Origin of the sequence: Mycobacterium noviomagense (genome assembly GCF_010731635.1) — a bacterium.
Taxonomy (GTDB): domain Bacteria; phylum Actinomycetota; class Actinomycetes; order Mycobacteriales; family Mycobacteriaceae; genus Mycobacterium; species Mycobacterium noviomagense.
In genome coordinates this window covers 2499671-2515591 of record NZ_AP022583.1, presented here as the reverse complement: position 1 = coordinate 2515591, position 15921 = coordinate 2499671, and the positions used below count along the sequence as shown (strand labels likewise).

General features: G+C 68.6%; 15 protein-coding genes. 4 read left to right on the top strand and 11 right to left on the bottom strand.

From position 1 onward, the window contains the following. Position 1 precedes the first annotated feature (1 nt). Positions 2–610: a histidine phosphatase family protein gene (locus G6N15_RS11580; protein WP_083089188.1), complete on the bottom strand. Its 609-nt coding sequence runs from the start codon at positions 608–610 to the stop codon at positions 2–4. Next, the gene (gene hemL / locus G6N15_RS11575; RefSeq protein WP_139797968.1) at positions 610–1887 is read right to left on the bottom strand and encodes a glutamate-1-semialdehyde 2,1-aminomutase; all 1278 of its coding nucleotides are present in this window, start codon (positions 1885–1887) and stop codon (positions 610–612) included. Before hemL ends, G6N15_RS11580 begins: the two co-directional genes overlap by 1 nt. Before the next feature lie 138 nt (positions 1888–2025). Here hemL and G6N15_RS11570 point away from each other — a divergent pair, with 138 nt between their 5' ends. After that, complete coding sequence (locus G6N15_RS11570; RefSeq protein ID WP_232070205.1) at positions 2026–2898, top strand: hypothetical protein; 873 nt, start codon at positions 2026–2028, stop codon at positions 2896–2898. 190 nt (positions 2899–3088) lie between these two features. Further along, complete coding sequence (locus tag G6N15_RS11565) at positions 3089–4498, top strand: selenium-binding protein SBP56-related protein (protein WP_083089185.1); 1410 nt, start codon at positions 3089–3091, stop codon at positions 4496–4498. Between the two features lie 4 nt (positions 4499–4502). On the opposite strand, the gene G6N15_RS11560 is transcribed toward G6N15_RS11565, so the two are convergent. From G6N15_RS11560 to G6N15_RS11550, 3 genes are read right to left on the bottom strand one after another with little or no spacing between them, the layout of a single operon-like run. After that, on the bottom strand, positions 4503–5933 hold the full coding sequence (locus tag G6N15_RS11560) for an amino acid permease (RefSeq protein WP_083089184.1): 1431 nt from the start codon (positions 5931–5933) through the stop codon (positions 4503–4505). A gap of 57 nt (positions 5934–5990) precedes the next feature. Continuing rightward, positions 5991–6593 carry a TetR/AcrR family transcriptional regulator gene (locus G6N15_RS11555; RefSeq protein ID WP_083089183.1) on the bottom strand — a complete coding sequence of 201 codons (603 nt, stop codon included), beginning with the start codon at positions 6591–6593 and terminating at the stop codon, positions 5991–5993. Next, positions 6571–7443, bottom strand: a complete 873-nt coding sequence (locus tag G6N15_RS11550; RefSeq protein ID WP_083089182.1) for an oxygenase MpaB family protein — start codon at positions 7441–7443, stop codon at positions 6571–6573. Before G6N15_RS11550 ends, G6N15_RS11555 begins: the two co-directional genes overlap by 23 nt. 134 nt (positions 7444–7577) lie before the next feature. On the opposite strand from G6N15_RS11550, the gene G6N15_RS11545 reads away from it, so the two are divergent. Together G6N15_RS11545 and G6N15_RS11540 are read left to right on the top strand one after the other, a co-directional pair. Further along, positions 7578–8423: an alpha/beta hydrolase gene (locus tag G6N15_RS11545; RefSeq protein WP_083089221.1), complete on the top strand. Its 846-nt coding sequence runs from the start codon at positions 7578–7580 to the stop codon at positions 8421–8423. Between the two features lie 96 nt (positions 8424–8519). Beyond that, a complete protein-coding gene (locus G6N15_RS11540) occupies positions 8520–10664 on the top strand; it encodes an acyltransferase family protein (RefSeq protein WP_232070454.1) in 2145 nt (714 codons plus the stop codon). Between the two features lie 3 nt (positions 10665–10667). On the opposite strand, the gene G6N15_RS11535 is transcribed toward G6N15_RS11540, so the two are convergent. From G6N15_RS11535 to hemC, 6 genes are all read right to left on the bottom strand, one after another. After that, entirely contained in the window at positions 10668–10919 is a 252-nt protein-coding gene (locus G6N15_RS11535) for a hypothetical protein (protein ID WP_083089220.1), read from the bottom strand. Then, the gene (locus tag G6N15_RS11530) at positions 10916–11476 is read right to left on the bottom strand and encodes a DUF3093 domain-containing protein (protein WP_083089181.1); all 561 of its coding nucleotides are present in this window, start codon (positions 11474–11476) and stop codon (positions 10916–10918) included. Before G6N15_RS11530 ends, G6N15_RS11535 begins: the two co-directional genes overlap by 4 nt. A gap of 88 nt (positions 11477–11564) precedes the next feature. Next, entirely contained in the window at positions 11565–11897 is a 333-nt protein-coding gene (locus G6N15_RS23805; protein ID WP_163748313.1) for a hypothetical protein, read from the bottom strand. A 332-nt stretch (positions 11898–12229) separates the two neighbouring features. Continuing rightward, the gene (gene hemB / locus G6N15_RS11520; RefSeq protein WP_083089825.1) at positions 12230–13219 is read right to left on the bottom strand and encodes a porphobilinogen synthase; all 990 of its coding nucleotides are present in this window, start codon (positions 13217–13219) and stop codon (positions 12230–12232) included. A 91-nt stretch (positions 13220–13310) separates the two neighbouring features. Further along, entirely contained in the window at positions 13311–14912 is a 1602-nt protein-coding gene (locus G6N15_RS11515) for a bifunctional uroporphyrinogen-III C-methyltransferase/uroporphyrinogen-III synthase (RefSeq protein ID WP_083089826.1), read from the bottom strand. A gap of 74 nt (positions 14913–14986) precedes the next feature. Next, entirely contained in the window at positions 14987–15913 is a 927-nt protein-coding gene (gene hemC / locus G6N15_RS11510; RefSeq protein WP_083089842.1) for a hydroxymethylbilane synthase, read from the bottom strand. Positions 15914–15921: the final 8 nt, after the last annotated feature.

The following is a 15921-nucleotide window of genomic DNA, read 5'->3' as shown; positions in this document are numbered from 1 at the left end:
CTCAACACCCCGCCGGTTGCCAATACTCGACGTCGAGCAAGCGGTCGCCGTCATAGACCAGGGTGGTGATTGACGCGATTGCGCATTCTCGCCGGCGCGGGTCGTGCCAAAGCCGCCTGCCGGTCAGATGCTGCCGCAGCGTCCAGATCGGCAGTTGGTGGCTGACGCACACCGCCTCATGCCCGGCGGCGCGGGCGCGCGCCTTGTCCACCGCGGTCGTCATCCGGGCTGCGATCTGCCGGTAGGGCTCACCCCACGACGGCTTGAACGGGTTGCGCAGTTGCCACCAGACTCGCGGATCCCGCCATGCGCCGTCGCCGGGCGAGACGCGCTTGCCTTGAAGGAAATTCGTCGATTCGATGAGGTCGCCGTCGGTGTCGACGGGCAGGGCGTGGCGGGCAGCGATCGGTGCCGCCGTCTCCTGGGCGCGCTCGAGCGGAGAGGCGATCACGGCGACGATGTCGTGGTCGGCGAGCGCATCGGCGACGGCCTGCGCCTGCTGCTTGCCCTTGTCGGACAAGTGGAATTCGGCCAGCCGACCATAGAGGACGCCGGTGGGGTTGTAGACCTCGCCGTGGCGGACCAAGTGGATTCGGGTGTGTTCGGCCATCAGGGTTTTGGCTCCTCGGCGGCGGCGTGGGCGGCGGCGGGCAGGGCGTCGGCGATCCGGTCGAACGCCGCGTCGTCGAGCGCGGCCGAGACGAACCATGTCTCGAACGCGCTGCAGGGCGGATACACGCCAGCGTCTAGTAGGGCGTGGAAGAACGGCGGGTACCGCCAGGTTTGGCTGACCCGCGCGGACGCGAAATCGGTTACGGGTTCGTCGGCGAAAAATACGCTCAACATGTTGCCAGCTCTCGGAATTTGATGCGGCACATCGGCTTTGGTCAGTGCTTCGGACAGCAGCCCGGCCAGCCGGTCGGCGTTGGCGTCCAGCGCGGCATAGACCGCGTCGTCGGCGGCCCGCAACGTCGCCAGTCCGGCCGCGGTCGCTACCGGGTTCCCGGACAGCGTGCCGGCCTGATACACCGGCCCCAGCGGTGCCAGCCGTTCCATCACCTCGGCGCGCCCGCCGAACGCGGCAGCGGGCAGCCCGCCGCTCATCACCTTGCCGAACGTGAACAGGTCGGCCGTCACCGGATCGATTCCGTACCAACCACTTCGGCTGACCCGAAAACCGGTCATCACCTCGTCGACGATCAGCAGCGCGCCGTGCTCGGCGGTGATCGTGCGTAGTTTTGCGTTGAATCCGGCTGCGGGCGGGACCACGCCCATGTTGCCCGGGCTGGCCTCGGTGATCACTGCGGCGATCTCGTCGCCGAACCGGTCGAATGTCTGCTGCACGGCGTCGAAGTCGTTGTAAGGCAAGACGATTGTGTCTGCTGCGGTGGCGCCGGTGACGCCGGGCGTAGACGGAAGCCCGAGCGTCGCCACCCCGGAGCCGGCGTCGGCGAGCAATGCGTCGACGTGTCCGTGGTAGCAGCCGGCGAACTTGACGATCTTGGCGCGGCCGGTGAACCCGCGGGCCAGCCGGACCGCGCTCATCGTGGCTTCGGTGCCGGAGTTGACCATCCGGATCCGCTCGACCGCGGGCACCCGGCTGATGATCTCGGTGGCCAGCTCGGTTTCCGCGGGCGTCGGCGCCCCGAACGACAACCCGCCGGCGGCGGCTTTCTGCACGGCGTCGACCACCGCCGGGTGCGCGTGGCCCAGGATCATCGGGCCCCAGGAGCAGACCAGATCCACATAGCGGTTGCCGTCGGCGTCGGTGAGCCAGCAGCCGCTCGCCTCGGTGATGAACCGGGGCGTGCCGCCGACCGCCGTGAACGCGCGCACCGGGGAGTTCACTCCGCCGGGAATGACGGCACAGGCGCCGTCGAACAGCATCGCGGAAACCGCCGTTTCTGCGGCCACCCGGTCAGTACTACCCACGACGACTAGTGTCCCAGCTGCCGCGATGCGCTCCACTACGGGGTGTAATAGTGCAGCACTGCCCCGGCGCTCCGCCGTTGCCACAATCGACTGGTGACCCGGCAATCGGCCAGCGCGATCGCGTTAGCCAAGGTGGACGCCGTCCGCGACGACCCGGGCGGGCGGCTTGCCCTGATGCGGAAGTCGTATCGGGTGCCGTCGCACGTGGACCGCGGCTATTTGCCCTACCGTCAGGCCGCATCAGCTTTCATGAAATGGCAGTTGCGGCGTGGGCTGCTCAATCCGCCCGACTCACCGACGCCGGGGAGTCCATGGTGGCGCGCGATGAACGAACGGCTCTTGCACGACGGCTGCGAAGCCCGTGCCCTGGCCTTCGGAAGTCCCGGGTCTCCGAGTTCACCGACGGTCTCCGCGTGGCTGGAGTTCATCCGACATCCGAGCGCTGGGAGTTGGTACCGGGCACACAACATGAGCGTCGTCAGCGCGTACCTCGAACACGAACAGCTGGCGGCTGCCGAGAGCCGCGTGGAACGCTTCTTCATCAACCTGGTGCTGGTCCGGGTGCTGTACACCCACGCGCTGGTCGCCGCGCCGCGACTGGCGCTCGGATGGCTCGCCCCTGCCGGTCGGCTCCTCGGCGACCCCCGGCTGGGTATCACCGGCATCTTCCTGTCCCTCTCGCGGGTGCTGCCGGATCGCTACCCATTGGGTGAGGACGTCACACCGTTCATCGAGGCCGAACACGGCTTCGGGCACCTGCTCGACATCGGAATCATCGAGCCAAGAGCGCGTCGCCTTTACCACTGGTCCGCGGATGAACTCGGCATTGCGGACCTGCGGCGGTTCATTTGCGACGGAACGCCCTGCTACGCCTGGCCGGCCGCGGATCGGCAGCCATGGCATCCGCAACCGTCGCGGTTAGCGCAGTGGTCGCGCAGGCTGGTGCCGCTCAGTTCGTCTGGGTGAGCGCGAACACCGGATGGTCGGCAGGTTCGGGCAGCTTCTGGAAGTACCCCTCGACGACCTTGCCGGCCTTTTTCTGGTAAGCCGCCAGTATCGGCTGGCGGTCCGAGACAGGTGTTTCGGCGGCGATGTACTTCGTGGTTCTACTGGCAAAAGCACTCCTGGACGGCGCCGCTCAGAGGATCATCGGCTCATGGCTGTAACCGATCCGACGTTTTACCGCAGCCCGGCGGCCGCTGTCGCCGCCGCGCCCGAGCGGTTGGCTTATGTTGCTGCGTTCGACCCGGCCCGAACGAGAAACGATGCGCTTGCCGTAGTCGACTGCGATGCCGGCTCATCGAGCTATGGCAGCGTGGTCGGCTGGGCCGAACTTCCTTCGGCCGGCAACGAACTGCACCACTTCGGGTGGAACGCATGCTCGAGTGCGCTGTGTCATGAGGGCCATGCCGGCCACCACGAATTGGAGCGCCGCTACCTCGTCGTGCCCGGCATCCGCTCGTCGGACACCTTCGTGCTCGACACCAAGCCGGACGCGATGCACCCGAAGGTGATCCACACGATCGAGGCGAGTGAGCTTGCCGCCAAAGCCGGATACTCGCGTCCACACACGGTGCATTGCGGACCTGACGGCATCTTCATGTCCGCCCTCGGCGGCGCGAACGGCAGTGACGGCCCCGGCGGCGTCGCGCTGATCGACCACGACACGTTCGAGGTGATCGGGCCGTGGGAGGCCGACCACGGGCCGCAGTTCTTTTCCTACGACGTGTGGTGGCATCTGCGCCACGACACCGTGGTGACATCGGAGTGGGCAACGCCGTCGATGCTCGAGAGCGGGCTCAATCCCGACGATCTGCTCGGCCGCAAGTTCGGGCATCACCTGAACTTCTGGAGCATGTCCGGGCGCAAGCTCACCCAGCGCGTCGACCTGGGTGATCAGCACCAAATGGTGCTCGAAGTGCGGCCTGCTCACGACCCGACCAAGGCGTGGGGCTTCGTCGGCGTGGTGATCAGTGTCGAGGATCTGTCGGCGTCGGTGTGGCTGTGGCACAGGGCCGGCGATCGGTGGGCGGTCGACAAAGTCATCACGATCCCGGCCGAGCCCGCCGACCCCAGCAGCCTGCCACCCGCTTTGCAACCGTTTGGCGCGGTGCCGCCGCTGGTCTCGGACATCGACCTTTCGGTCGATGATCGCTGGCTCTACGTATCATGCTGGGCGACAGGAGAACTCAAGCAATACGATGTCAGCGACCCGTTCCACCCGCGCGAGACGGCGTCGGTGCGGCTCGGTGGGATCGTGCGACGCCAGCCGCACCCCTCGGCGCCGGACATGCCCCTGCGCGGCGGCCCACAAATGGTCGAGGTCAGCCGCGACGGCCGGCGGGTGTACTTCACCAACTCGCTGTACGGGGCGTGGGACGAGGTGTTCTACCCCGACGGCGTCGGTGCGTGGATGGCCAAGCTCGACGCCGACGTCTCTGCCGGCGGTCTGGTGCCCGACACCCGCTTCTTCCCGCACAGCGACGAGTTTCGCGGGCTGCGGGTGCACCAAGTGCGGCTGCAGGGTGGTGACGCGTCCAGCGATTCGTACTGCTTTACGAATTAGCGCCTTAGTCGGCTTCCGGCACCAGGGCGGGTTCTGCGCGATCCATCGGTTGCCCGGTCCGTCGTCGCCACCATTTGTCGCCGAAGTACACCACGACCACCACCGTCCAGGAGAGCAGGCTCAGCCAAAACTGGTCGCGCGCATCGTGATCGAACGCCATTTGCACCAGCACTGCGACGATCGCTGCCAATGTGAGAATCGACAGCGCGGGAAACAGCCACATCTTGACCGGCAACTTCTCCGGCGGCGTGTTCCGGCGTAACACGATCTGCGACAACGCAATCAGCAAGTACACAAACAACACGATCGCGCCCGACGAATTGAGCAGGAAGATGAACACCGTGCCCGGCGCGATCCATGCCATAAGGACGCAGCCGAAGCCCACCAGCGACGAGCACACGATTGCGACGTACGGCACGCCGCGGCGGCTGACCTTCAACAGTTGGGCCGGCGCCTCCCGGCGGGCGGCCAGCACGAACAACATCCGCGACGAGGTGTAGAGCCCTGAGTTCAAACAGGACAGCACCGCGGTGAGCACGATCGCGTTCATGGTGTGAGCCGCGCCCGGTATTCCCATGTGCTTCAACGCCGCAACATACGGCGAAGCCCCGACCTCGACCGAATTCCACGGCAGGATCACAACGAGTAGAAAGACCGAGCCGACGAAGAAGATCGCGATGCGAGCCGCGACCGCGTTTGTTGCCCGCTGAATGACCCGCTTCGGGTTGGGTGTTTCGCCGGCGGCGATGGTTGCCACTTCCGCACCGACCATCGAGAAGATCACCACCACGATGGCCGCGAAGACGCCGTGGGCGCCATGCGGAAACATCCCGCCGTGAGCGTTCAGGTTGGAAGCGTCAAGGTGCCGGTGGGGCCACAGCCCCACCACGAATAGCGTGCCGAGAGCCAGGAAGCCGACGATGGTCGCGACTTTGATTCCGGCGAACCAGAATTCGAATTCACCGAACGACGACACCGAGAACAGGTTCGTCGTCGTCATCGCCAGCATGAGAACCAGCGACACCAGCCACAGCGGAAGATGGAACCAGTAGGTCATGACTTTCGCGCCGGCGACCGCCTCGAAGCCGACGACGATCACCCAGTAGTACCAATACAGCCAGCCCACCGAGAAGCCGGCCCAGCCGCCCAACGCTTTTCGCGCGTAGTCGGCGAACGATCCGGTCGAGGGGTTGGCGGTGGCCATCTCGCCGAGCATCCGCATCAACAGGATGATCAGCACTCCGCACAGTGCATAGGTCAAAAATGCGGCGGGGCCCGCGGTTCGGATGACGACACCGGATCCGACGAAGAATCCGGCGCCGATGACACCGCCGATGGCGATCATCGTCAGCTGGCGCTGCGAAAGCCCTTGATGTAGTTGGGGCTTTGAAGCGCCGTCTGGCCGTCGACTAGACGGTCCTGGCGCGGGCAGCATGACGGGACGCTAGCACTTGGGGATCCGGCGCGCGACCGGCAACGCCGAGGCGGGCACTCACACCGGCACCGCGCGCAACGCCGCGGGAAGGCTGGGCAGGAAGTGCTGGGTGGCGAATGCACGAACGTCGTCGGCGGTGTCGAGCCGTTGGCGACTCGGCAGCAACAACACCATCGCCGCGTAGCGCAAGATGGTGTCAGCCAGCTCGTCGACAGCTTGAGCACCGATCCGCTCGGCGAATCCGTCCGGGAAGATCACCTGCAGCGCGGCGGCCATCCGCTCCACCGCGGCGCCGTAGTGCTGGCGGGCAAGCTCGAGCATCAGCCCGGGTTCGTCGGCGATCACCCGGGTCAGCACCCGGTGCTGGCGGAACCGCATGATCGACAGGGTGAACGCCTCGACGTAGTAATTCGACTGCGGCGGACGGTTTTTCAGCTCTTCGGCGATGTCGGCGAAGAGGACGGCGTTCTCGCGGTCGATGACGGCTGCGACGAGCTCGTCACGGTTGGCGAACCGGCGGTAGATCGTGGTTCGGCTTATCCGGGCGCGCCGGGCCACGTCGTCGAGCGCGACCCGGCGAAAGCCGTGGCGCTCGAACTCGACGACGGCTGCGTCGAGGATGGCTTGGGTGGCGGGATCAGCCCCGGGCGTACCCGGCACGGGCAAACCTGTTGTAGCGCAGCCTCATCGGTAGATGCTCCCACAGCCAGTTGACCGGCCGCGACCGGCATATCGCGGCGAAGCGTTGGTAGCGGCGTTCCTGCCGTTCGCTCCACGGCAAGCCCAGCAGCTCGCGGGCCCGCGGCGGCAGGCCGCCGGTGGTCAGGAACGCCGCGACCGGGTCGAACACGATCGCCACCATCCGCCACAGCCACGGGGGCACCGCCTTGGGACATGGGAATCCCTTGGTGACATACCCGACACCGTATTTGGCTGTCGGGTGGGCGACCACGACGTGGTCGAGCATGTGGTCCCAGTAACGTTCGAACTCGGCGTAGTCGGCCGGCATCGGGCGCTGGCTGACCCCGTAGCGGCGATACCAGGTCTTGGACTCGCGGTAGATCTGTTCCTTTTCGGCACGGGCGAGCCGCTTGACGAAGGTGTCGGCGAAGTAGAGGACCTGCTCGACGAACGTGGCGTGGGCCCAGTAATAGATCTCCGGATCCAGTGCGTGGTAGCGCGTGCCTTCCGGCATCTGGCCTTTGATGTCGTGGTGAAAGTCCCGCACCTGCTGGCCGGGGTGGTCGTCGTCGGCGCCGTAGACGGTCATGAAGATCGGCGGCAGCGAGCGTTTGACCCGCGCGGCGGTGTCGGAGAAGAACACCGAATGATCCAGGACGCCTTGGCCGAGTTCGGCCAGCATGTTCTGCAGCACCGCTGGCCGTGGCCCGATCAGGAACATGCGGTTGTCGCCGAAGTAGCGCCACACCAGCGACTCCGGCCCGAGCGGCAAGGCGTCCTCGTCGTGGCCGGTGGTCTCGGCCCCTGAAAACTCGAAAAGCTCAGTCACTGCAACAGTGTTACATATTTCGAACTTTGTACCAATCCCGGGGTAGTGCGAGCAGCTGGCCGACGGTCACGGTGTCATAACTGATCCGGCGTGCCATTGCGGGCAGCGCTCTGCGCCCCGGCATGATCACGCTCATGCCCCAGCTGAGCCGCCGCGCCGCACTGCGTCTGGGCATCGGCGCCGTCGCGGGCGCGACGGCCACCTGGGCGGTGAACGCGCTGCTGGACCCAGGCGAAGCCGCCACTTCTCCCTCGCCGTTCGAGCCGGTGGCGGGCGCCACATCGCCGACGCGGCTGTCCGGCTCGTTCGTGTCGACGGCGCGGGGCGGCATGACAACCAACTGGGTGATGGCGCTGCCACCTGGTCCCACCGGGCCGCTGCGGCCGGTGATCGCGTTGCACGGCAAGGACGGCAACGCCAACACCGTGATCGACCTCGGCGTCGAAGACGTGCTGGCCCAGCTGGTCAAGGCAGGGCACCCCGGGTTCGCGGTGGTCGGCGTCGACGGGGGCAACACCTACTGGCATCGGCGCGCCGACGGGCACGACTCCGGAGCGATGGTGCTGGGCGAGCTGTTGCCGATGCTGGCGAGCAAAGGGCTGGACATCTCGCGGGTAGGGTTTCTCGGCTGGTCGATGGGCGGCTACGGCGCGCTGCTGTTGGGCGCCCGGCTCGGCCCGGCACGCACGGCCGGGATCTGCGCCGTCAGCCCCGCGCTGTGGACGACATACAGCGCCAGCACCCCAGGGGCGTTCGACAGCTACGACGACTGGGTGCGCAACAACGTGTTCGGCCTGCCGGCGCTGGCCTCGATCCCGATCCGGGTCGACTGCGGCACCAGCGACCGGTTCTGCCCGGCCACCCGGCAATTCGTCGCTCAGCTGCGGACACCCCCGTCCGGTAGCTTCTCTGCGGGCGGGCATGACGTATCGTTTTGGCGCGAGCAACTGCCGGGGGAGCTGACCTGGCTGGCCTCATAAAGCCGGGGACGGGCGCCGCGGCGCCATCACTTCGAGAACAATGACACCCACGCCGGACCGGCCACGAAGGTGGTGACATTGCCGCAGACCGACACGATCAGCCGGCGCCACGCGCTCGAGCCGGCGCGGCGCGAACGGAAGCCGGGATTTCGCCTCGATATCGAGGGTCTGCGCGCAGTGGCGGTGGTCGCCGTAGTGCTGTTCCATGCCGACGTGCCCGGCGTCAGCGGCGGGTATGTGGGTGTCGACGTCTTCTTCGTGATCTCCGGGTTCCTGATCACCGGAATGCTGTGGCGCGAAGTGACCGCGGCGGGGACCGTTCGGTTGGGCCGCTTCTACGGGGCCCGCGCCCGACGGTTGCTGCCGGCTGCGGCGACGGTCGGCGTGGCCACCGCGATCGGCTCGGCGCTACTGCTGCCGCCGCTGCAGGCTCGAAGCGTCATCGGGGACGGCATCGCCAGCGCGCTGTATGTCGGCAATTACCGCTTCGCTGTCCACGGCACCGACTATTTGGCCGCCGACACCCCGCCGTCGCCGTTTCAGCACTATTGGTCGCTGGGGGTGGAAGAGCAGTTCTATCTGCTATGGCCGGCGTTGATCATCGGGACGGCGTGGCTGATCCGCCGGCCCGGTGTCCGGGCGCCGTCGAGGCTGAACCCGTATCTGGTGGTGCTGCTGGTTGTGGCGGCGGTGTCGTTCGCCGTGGAGCTGGCCTGGACGCACACGTCGCCGCCGTGGGCGTTCTTCTCGCTGCCGACCCGGGCCTGGGAGTTGGCGGCAGGCGGTTTGGTGGCGCTTTCGGCCGGGCAGTGGCGGAGACTGCCCGCGCTGCCCGCGGCGATCGCGGGATGGGGCGGGCTGGCGCTGATCCTGCTGACCTGCCACGTGCTGGGTGCGGCCACGCCCTACCCGGGGACCGCTGGGCTGCTGCCGGTGCTGGGCACGGCGCTGGTGATCGGCGCCGGATGCGCCGAAAGCCGGCTGGGCGCCGGTCGGGTGCTGTCGCTGCCGGGGATGCGCGCGATCGGGCGGGTGTCCTACTCCTGGTACCTCTGGCACTGGCCGGTGCTGCTGCTGATGCCGCCGCTGCTGGGTTCGGCTTCGGGCTTGGCGGGCAAGCTCGCGGCGGTGATCGTCTCCGCCGGGTTGGCGGTGCTGACGCTGCACCTGGTCGAGAACCCCGCTCGTTTCGTCGCTCCCATCCGCCGATCGGCGGCCCGCAGCCTGGCGCTCGGCGCGGCGGCCACCGCGGTCGCCGTCTGCGCCGGCGTAATCCTGCTGATCCTCGTGCCGGTTCCGGTCGGTCGCGGGATGGCGGCCGCGGCACCGAAGATCAGCGTGACGACGCCGCCGGCGGCGAGCCCTGTCGACCCCCGTGACGCGGCCGTGCAGCAGGGGTTCGCGCAGGCGCAGGCTGCGGTCGCCGCGTCGGCCGGCCTCAAAGCGGTGCCGTCGAATCTCACCCCGCCGCTTGCCGAAGCGCCGGCCGACAAGCCGGCGGTGTTCGTCAACGGCTGCGTGCGCTCGTGGCGGGATGTCGGCCAAAGCGAATGCGCCACAGGCGATCTTGCGTCGCCGACCACCGTGGCGCTGGCCGGCGATTCGCATGCCGCGATGTGGAACCCGGCCTTGGCGCAGCTCGCCGAGCAACGGCACTGGCGGTTGGAGACGCTGGGCAAGGTGACCTGCCCGCTGATGGACCTGCCGATCACCAGCCCGTATCTGGGCCGCCAGTACACCGAATGCGAGCAGTGGCGCGCCGACATCATGGCCCGGCTACGGGCCGAGCATCCACGGCTGATCGTGGTGAGCATGTCGCGGCGCTACGGCGCGGACTTCGGCTTTACGTCCTACGACCCGGCATGGATCGACGGCATCACCCGCATGGTGGCACAGCTGCTCGCGACGGGCGCGAACGTGCTTGTGCTAGGGCCGATTCCCGACCCGCATTCGACGGTGCCGACCTGCCTGTCGGCTCACCTCGATGACGCCACCGCGTGCTCGCCGCCGCGGTCGAGTGCGGTCAACGACGCCGGCATCGCCGCGGAACAGGCGGCAACGACCGCCGGCGGCGGCCGCTACGCCGACCTGACCGAGCTGTTTTGCACCCGTGAGCGCTGCCCGGCGATCGTCGGCAACGACCTGGTGTACCGCGACGACAACCACGTGACGATCGAGTACGCGCAGACGCTGGCACCGGTGATCGGCGCGCTGGCCGACCGCGCTTTGGCCGGCCGCTGAACGTTATTCGTCGCTTTTCTGCGCTCGCCGCAGCCGGGCGGCGCCGACGACGGCGAGCACCCCGGCGACGGTGGCCAGCAGCAACGTCAACAGCAACAGCGGAGGATCGTAGACCACCGACGTGGTGACGGGCTGGCCCTCGGCGACTGGGGCGACCTGCACGGTGGATCGGACCTGCGACCAGCTCAGCGCGCAACCCAGGACTGCGGCGCAAGCGATTGCGAGTTCTGTGACCGCGCGACTGCGGGCACTCACCACTTCGACCCGGCGTCGTCGCCGTGATCTTGCGGGTCGTCGAACCCGTCGGGGCCGACGCGCTCCTCGACCAATGGCGTGAGCGCCGCGCGCAGGTGCCGGTGCCGTCGTGCCCAGGCCTGTGCGATGCGCCCGTGGGTGAGCTTGAGACCGATGCCGACCCGGCCGCGTGGCACCCCGACCAGCTCCCCAAGTGCCCGCGCTGTCTGCCAGCGCTGCAGCGGTTCCCCGGAGTCCGGCGCATGCTCCGCTTCCGGATAGACCTTGACGATCTCGGCCACGTTGATGGTCTCGGTGCCTTGGCGCAGGGTCTGTTCGGTCAAGTCGACTGAGGTATGGATACGAGCCGCTTTGACCTGTATGGCAAGGAATCCGGACACCAGTACCAAAAAGACCAGCGGGACCACTACCTGCCACCCGTAGCCGGCGGATTTCTCGATGAACAGCATGGCCAGCGCCGTGGCAGGACCGGCCAACACCCAGTACCAGGTGGCGCCGGGCTCGTAGAACAACCGCTTGGGTTCGCGATCGGTGCCAGATTGTTCGGCTGCGCTCATGGTTGGCTCAGCGTAACGCCGGTGCCGGTGCCGCGGAGTAGGCAGGCCACCTCGTTGCGACGTGCTGCAGCTGAAGCTCGGATCCTATTCACCGAGTGAAGTAGTTGTGGGCGTCTCGGCGGTGCAGCAGCACAACACCGCCGGCGATCAACACCGAGCCCACGATGCCGCTCACCGCGCAAACCACGGCCACGACCGGTGGCCACTCCCCGCTGAACAACCGGCTCACCACGTAGACGACGGTGGCCACCCCACCGCCGGTCAGCAGGGTGCGGGCCCAGCGATACCCGGCGCGCATCAGCAGCAGAAACGTTACGACGATCACCAGCACAACGGCCGTGAGCAACCCGGAGGCGGCGTAAAGCACCGGCGACCCGTGACCGATGTGCGAGGCGAGCATGTCCACGACATAGCCGACCACCAGCAGCGGCAGCGCGGTCAGCCACAGCCAAAAGCCGGTATCGACGTCCACCGGACGCGAAGGCCGCTCGGGCGGGGTCGGCGCACCGGGCGGGGTGGGGCCCCCGGGTGCACCAGGAGGTGTGGGCCATCCGGGCGGTCCGGGCGGCGTACCCGGCCAGCGTGGCGGCTCCGGCGGCGACGAGGGGCCCTGCGGGTCCGGAGGCGACGACGGACCATGCGGGTTTGGAGGCGACGACGGGCCATGCGGCTCAGGCGGAATCGACGGCTCATGCGGTGCCGGCGGCTCCGGCTCATGCGGGGCTGGCGGCTCTGGCCACCGCTGCGGATCCGTCACGACAGCCAGGCCACCGCCTCAGCGGCCCAATACGTCAGCACGATGTCGGCGCCGGCTCGCCGGATGCTGGTCAGCGACTCCAGCACGGCGGCGCGCCGGTCGATCCACCCGTTGGCGGCCGCCGCCGAGATCATCGCGTACTCCCCCGACACCTGGTAAGCGGCCACCGGCACCGGCGAAATAGCCGCCGCGGCGGCCACGACGTCGAGGTAGCCCATCGCGGGTTTGACCATCACGATGTCGGCGCCCTCGTCGAGGTCTAGCTCCACCTCGCGCAGCGCCTCGCGGGCGTTGCCGGGCTCCTGCTGATAAGTGCGGCGGTCACCCGACAGGCTCGAGCTCACCGCCTCACGGAACGGGCCGTAAAACGCCGACGCGAACTTGGCCGCATACGCCAGGATCACCACGTCGGTATGGCCGGCGGCGTCCAGGCCGTCGCGGATCGCGGCCACCTGACCGTCCATCATCCCGCTCGGCCCGACCACATGAGCACCCGAATCAGCTTGCCGCACAGCCAGTTCCGAATATCTGGCCAAGGTGGCGTCATTGTCAACCCGCCCTGAGGCGTCCAGGACACCGCAGTGCCCGTGGTCGGTGAACTCGTCCAGGCACGTATCGGCCATCAGCACGGTGGCGTCCCCGAGATCCTTGGCCAAATCGCGCAGCGCGGCATTGAGGATGCCGTCCGGGTCGGTCCCGACCGACCCCGACGCGTCCTTGTCCTCGTCGCGCGGAACGCCGAACAGCATCAGCCCGCCCACTCCGGCCGCCACCGCGGCGGCGGCGGCGGCCCGCAGCGACTCGCGGGTGTGCTGCACGACGCCGGGCATCGAGGCGATCGGGCGGGGCTCGTCGATGCCGTCGGCGACAAACATCGGCAGCACCAAATGCCTTGGCTCCAGCGAGGTTTGGGCTACCAGCCGACGCATCGCCGGAGTCGAGCGAAGCCGACGCGGACGCTGCCGCGGGTATGCGCCCGCGTTCATCGCGCGCCTCCATGGCCGCGAGCGTGCGCAGAATGCCAGCGCCGACGGCGTGTCGGTGTGCAAACACGCACGCTCGGCCGCCCGGCAACCACTAGCGCCTGCGGCTCTTCTTACGTGGCGGTGGCAGCGCGCCCTCGGCGCGCAGCCGGGCGGCATGCTCGGCCAGCGCATCGACCAAGGGACCCACCGCGGCGGTCTCCGGCTGCACGTCGACCCGCAGGCCGAACTCCGCGGCGGTTTCGGCCGTCTTGGGTCCGATGCAGGCGACGATGGTCCGCGCGTGCGGCTTGCCGGCGATCCCGACCAGGTTGCGCACGGTCGAACTCGACGTGAAGCACACCGCGTCGAAACCACCGGTCTTGATCATTTCGCGGGTCTCCGCCGGCGGCGGCGCAGCCCGCACGGTGCGATACGCGGTGACGTCCTCGATCTCCCAGCCGCGTTCCCGCAGTCCCTCGGCCAGTGTCTCGGTGGCGATGTCGGCACGCGGCAGCAATACCCGGTTCACCGGGTCGAAAACGCTGTCGTACGGCGGGAATTCGTCGAGCAGGCCCAGCGACGACTGCTCGCCCGAGGGCACCAGCTCGGGGCTGACCCCGAACGCGCGGACCCGGTCGGCGGTGGCCTCGCCCACGCAGGCGATCTTCACCCCGGAGAACGCGCGGGCGTCGAGCCCGAATTCGCCGAACTTCTCCCACACCGCGCGCACGGCGTTGGTGGAGGTGAACACCACCCACTGGAAGCGGCCGTCGACCAGGCCCTTGACCGCCCGTTCCATCTGCGCGGGGCTGCGCGGCGGCTCGACCGCGATGGTCGGCACCTCGATCGGCAGCGCGCCGTAGGACGCCAGCCGTTCGCTCATCTCGCCGGCCTGGTCTTTGGTCCGGGGCACCAGCACCGTCCAGCCGTACAGGGCGCGGCTTTCCCACCAGTTGAGCTTGGCGCGGTTGGCGACGGTCTTGCCGATCGTCGCGACCAGCGGGCCGGTCAGCGGCCCGGCCGGATCGGCGCCGCCCAGAACGGCCCCGTCGGTCAGCGCATGCAGCGTGGTCTCCACCGAGCGCTGGGTGCAGGTGGTGCCGGCTGCGGTGACGACGCACGGCGTCGATTCGGCCAGCCCGTAGTCGATCAGGGTGCGCGCCGCGTCGGTCAGGTGCGAGGCGGTGGCTTGCAGGATCAGCGGCCCCGGGGCGGCGGCCAGCGCCGCCCAGTCCACGTCGCCGCGCACGTCGGCGACGGTGTGCGACGAGCCCAACGGCAGGCCCGCGTACGTCGGCACCGCGGCGCTGGCGGCCAGCCCGGGCACGATCTCGAACTGCAGATGCGCCCGTGCCACGGCGTTGACCTCGCTGATCACCGCATCGACTTCCAGCGGATCACCGCTGACCAGCCGCACCACGTCGGCTCCGGAACGGGCCTCGGCGATCAACGTCTTGGCTACCTCGGCGGGTTCACCCAGCGCGGGCCGGATGTCGGGTCCGACCGACACGACCGCCGTCGGGGCCTCGGACTCGGTGGCCCCTGCGGCGTCGGCCGGCGCCGGCCCGGACACCGGCGGCAGCTCGGTGCCGATCATCGCCTGTACCGCCTCCGGCACGTCGGCGTCAGTGAACACCAGGGCGGCGTTGGCCAGCACGCTGGCCGCCCGCGTCGTCAACAGGCCCGGGTCTCCGGGGCCTGAGCCCACAAACATAATGCGGCCCGGCTTCGGCTTACGCCCTCGCACGCTCACTTGCTACTCCCCGTTGCTTCCTCGCACGGCTGCTCTCACCGCGCGCCCGACATGAGTTCCCGTGCACCCAGCGCGAACAGTTCCGCGGCCACCGAGAGCCCAAGCTCTCGGGCCCGATCGGGACTGCCGATACCGGACGCGCGGATCACGTCGGATCCGTCCAGCGCCGCCACGCAGCCGCGCAGCGACAGCTCCTCGAAGACGCGGCCGTCCTCGTCGATGGACTCGACCACCTCGGCGATCGCACCCACCGGTGCGGAGCAACCTGCCTCCAGCTCGGCCAGCAGAGCCCGCTCCGCGGTGACCGCGGCGCGGGTGTCGGCGTCGTCGAGCTCCGCCAACAGTGCCGCCAGCTCCGTGTCATCGGCACGGCACTCGACGGCGAGCGCACCTTGAGCCGGCGCCGGCAACATCTGCACCGGCTCCAACGTCTCGGTGACGTCGTCGAGGCGGCCCAACCGGGCCAGACCGGCCCGGGCCACCACGACTGCGTCAAGATCACCGCTGCTTACCCTGCTCAACCTGGTATCTAGGTTGCCTCGTAGGGGGCGGATTTCCAAACCGAGACCCAATGCTCTAAGCTGCGCGGCCCGCCGCGGGGACGAGGTGCCCACCACGGAGCCGCTCGGCAACTCGGCCAGCACCCGCCCATCGCGGGCCACCACGGCGTCCCGTGGGTCTTCACGCGGCGGTATCGCTGCCACCACGAACCGCGGGTCGTCGGCCGTGGGCAAATCCTTGTGCGAGTGCACGGCGGCGTCGACGCGGCGCTCCTCGATGGCCTCGCGCAACGCAGTGGTGAACACACCGACCCCCAGGGTGGCGATGGGTTCACTGGACCGGTCGCCCTCGGTGGTGATCGTCACCAACTCCGCGGCGTGGCCATTGGCGACGAGGGCGTCGCGGACGGTACCGGCCTGAGTGGTGGCCAACCTGCTGCCCCGGGTGCCTATCCGGATCACGTCAGCCC